This window comes from Haladaptatus sp. W1 (assembly GCF_001723155.1).
GTDB lineage: Archaea > Halobacteriota > Halobacteria > Halobacteriales > Haladaptataceae > Haladaptatus > Haladaptatus paucihalophilus.
This window is the reverse complement of sequence record NZ_MEIH01000214.1, coordinates 1-2,497: the sequence shown is the minus strand read 5'-3', so window position 1 is coordinate 2,497 and position 2,497 is coordinate 1. Positions and strand designations below refer to the sequence as shown.

Genomic DNA, 2,497 nt, shown 5'->3' with positions numbered 1-2,497 from the left:
GAGCACCGTGGAGTAGCCGCTCATGTACGCAGCGTCCAGTCCGGCCATCTCCGCCAGTCGCGCGTCGAGGGCGTGGTAGAGGCCGGGTGCGAAGACGTAGTTCTGGGAGTTCAGCATCTCGCGGAACTCCTTTCCAGCGCGGTTCTCGATGTCTCTCGTGGTCGTGTCGGTATCGGATATCATTGGTTATCCTGTAGGGTAGCTTCGATTCGGTCGAGTTGCGTTCGGAGGGTCCTGAGTTCCCGTTCGAGTTCGGACGGGAACTCCGTTCGCGGGCGGTCGGAGGGCGTTCGGGCGGCGGTCGGTCCGTCGTCAGTTCGCCGCTCGTCGGTCCACCGGTCGTCCGTCGTCCGGCGGTCGGTCGTCTGGCGGTCGATGGTCGGTCGGTCCGTCGTCGGTCGGTCGCGTCCCGTCGTCCCGATGAACGGGACGAGCGGGGCTTCTTCTTCCGTGCGGTCGTAGCGAGTTTGGTCTGTCATATAGGTCGTATTGTCAGTCGATCTGTCGTCGGTGACGTTTTGCGAGTGGTTCCGGTGCGTGCCGAGGAGCGTGCTGCGTGTACTGACATTTGTTTCACCGCATCCACTCCGACAACAGTACCGGGCATAAACATTATGATTTATAATGATAATATTCTTTAATGCCATTCATCTCTCCAGTGGCGGTTAAGGAGATATAATTGTCGTTCGGTATCATCCCTCATGGCGGATCACGCTCGCTCCGGCTTCCTCCCACTCGTCCCGACTTTCCCGCGTTCGTTTCGGTTTCCCGAGTGCTTATCTTCGCTCGTCCCCGAGTTCAGGTATGAAACGAGGGTGGGAACGTGCGAAATAGGGGTTTCGGACGATGGCGACTCCTGCGTATCCTGTTGCTGTTGATGTTCCTTTCTGCCGGACGCGGTATTTTCGGCGGAAAGAGACTTCAAGACGTGCCCTACGTTCCCGGAACGGACAACGGTCTGGTACTCGTCGCGCTCGTCGGGGCCGTCGTCGTCATCGGCGGCGTCCTCGCGTTCCGCGCGGGAGTGCTTCCGGGAACGTCGTCTTCGTCGTCGGAAACCGAGGTTCACCCCCCGGAGGGCGGGTACAACTGTCGGTACTGCGGTCGGAACTTGGAACGGTACCGCAACCGCTGTCCCTACTGTGAGACGCGGGACCCGGTCGGCAACGAGGACTGGTAGCCGCCGCGACCGGCGGACGCGGTGGCGAGCGGAGCGCGTCGTGACGTATTCCGGGGTGTCGCCGAGCGCGGGACGCGTCGCTGGGCCGTGGCGATTATCCGGTCGTCGCCCGATACTACCACCTCATGCAGCGAAGGCGATTTCTCGCCCGAATGGGTGCGGCGGTGGGTGGTATCGGCGCGGTCGTGGGAACCGAAATGAATGGCGTCGTCGGTGGCGCACGACGTCGCGGGCCGTACCGGGAACCGGTCGTCACGTCGCCCACGATTCGACGGTGGACCCTCGAAGAGAAACGAACCGATAGGACCGTGATTCGGGCCGGGGGACGGTCGTTCGGCGACGCCTACACGAGCACGCTCATTTACAAGGATGCACGGCTGGCGTCGGGTCTCGATAGATACGTCCGCGGGAACTTCGAGGGAATCGTCGCCGCGTTCATGGCAACCCGCGTCACGTTCGACTCCCCGCTCTCGATTCTCGCGCAACCGTCGCTGGTGACGGGCATCGCAAAGGAGCGCTTCGAACGGAACCTTCGACGCCTCGGATTCTCGGACATCCGCGAGCGTCCCACTTCCGAACGCGAAACGACGGCGGAACAGGCCGTCGCCGAGTACGAGGCCGACTACGACGCGAGCGAGTACATCGAGCGCCCGAACTCACCCGCGTACCGTCTTCCGTCGGTCACGCCGGACAGACGCGTGAAGACGATACTGTACCTCGAAGTACTGAAACCGGGCGAGACGCTGCTGTTCACGGCGGGAATCAGGCCGACGGACGAACTACTCCGAGTGGTTTTCGACCGCGACGACGACGCCTACCGCGCGGAACTCCTCCGGTTGATGCACGACGTGAAGTGACCCGGCCGCTCGGCGAAAAGCCTCAACACCGTGGGGTACGATACCCGAGCGATGGTCGATTCGACACGTTCGGAGCGTCGCTTCGTTCCCTTCTTTCGGCGCTACACGAAGACGTGGTTTCACGCTGTCGCGACGGCGGGACTGACCGCGTTCGGGACGCTGACGTTCGTCAATCGGGCGTTCGCCGTTGTCGCGCTCGGCATCTACGTCCTCCCGCCGGTCGTCCTCTACCTTCGCGGCGCGAATCCGGGTGAACGGGGGTCGAACGCCACGAAAACGGCCGCTACCGAGGCTGACCCCCGCGGCGATTCAGGGACTTCGCCCCCCGACAGAAGCGATGCAATCGGGGGCAGTAACGCGGAATCGGAACCGGTCGATGACGCCGAAACGGAAACAGTCGATGACACTAAATCCGAGCCGGACGGCGACGTTCCGACTCACCCGTGGACGGTCGCGGAAA

At 62.7% G+C, this 2,497-nt stretch carries 3 protein-coding genes and 2 pseudogenes; 3 read left to right on the top strand and 2 right to left on the bottom strand.

Features of this window, described 5'->3' with window-relative positions; all coding sequences use genetic code 11:
- Positions 1 to 183, bottom strand: a pseudogene (locus tag BG842_RS10095) (isocitrate lyase); the annotation flags it as partial.
- On the bottom strand, positions 180 to 479 hold the full coding sequence (locus BG842_RS10090) for a hypothetical protein (RefSeq protein WP_069450640.1): 300 nt from the start codon (positions 477 to 479) through the stop codon (positions 180 to 182). The gene BG842_RS10090 and the pseudogene BG842_RS10095, both read right to left, overlap by 4 nt.
- Before the next feature lie 344 nt (positions 480 to 823).
- On the opposite strand from BG842_RS10090, the gene BG842_RS10085 reads away from it, so the two are divergent.
- From BG842_RS10085 to BG842_RS10075, 3 genes and pseudogenes are all read left to right on the top strand, one after another.
- Positions 824 to 1,180 carry a hypothetical protein gene (locus BG842_RS10085; RefSeq protein WP_254663040.1) on the top strand — a complete coding sequence of 119 codons (357 nt, stop codon included), beginning with the start codon at positions 824 to 826 and terminating at the stop codon, positions 1,178 to 1,180.
- Positions 1,181 to 1,305: 125 nt separating this feature from the next.
- On the top strand, positions 1,306 to 2,037 hold the full coding sequence (locus tag BG842_RS10080) for a hypothetical protein (RefSeq protein WP_254663039.1): 732 nt from the start codon (positions 1,306 to 1,308) through the stop codon (positions 2,035 to 2,037).
- A gap of 51 nt (positions 2,038 to 2,088) precedes the next feature.
- Positions 2,089 to 2,497: pseudogene (locus tag BG842_RS10075) on the top strand (hypothetical protein); the annotation flags it as partial.

What these genes read in the sequence shown, in the direction of transcription:
- BG842_RS10080 (WP_254663039.1), top strand. Translation starts at nt 1,306, where the DNA reads ATGCAGCGAAGGCGATTTCTCGCCCGAATGGGTGCGGCGGTGGGTGGT.
- BG842_RS10090 (WP_069450640.1), bottom strand. Translation starts at nt 479, where the DNA reads ATGACAGACCAAACTCGCTACGACCGCACGGAAGAAGAAGCCCCGCTC.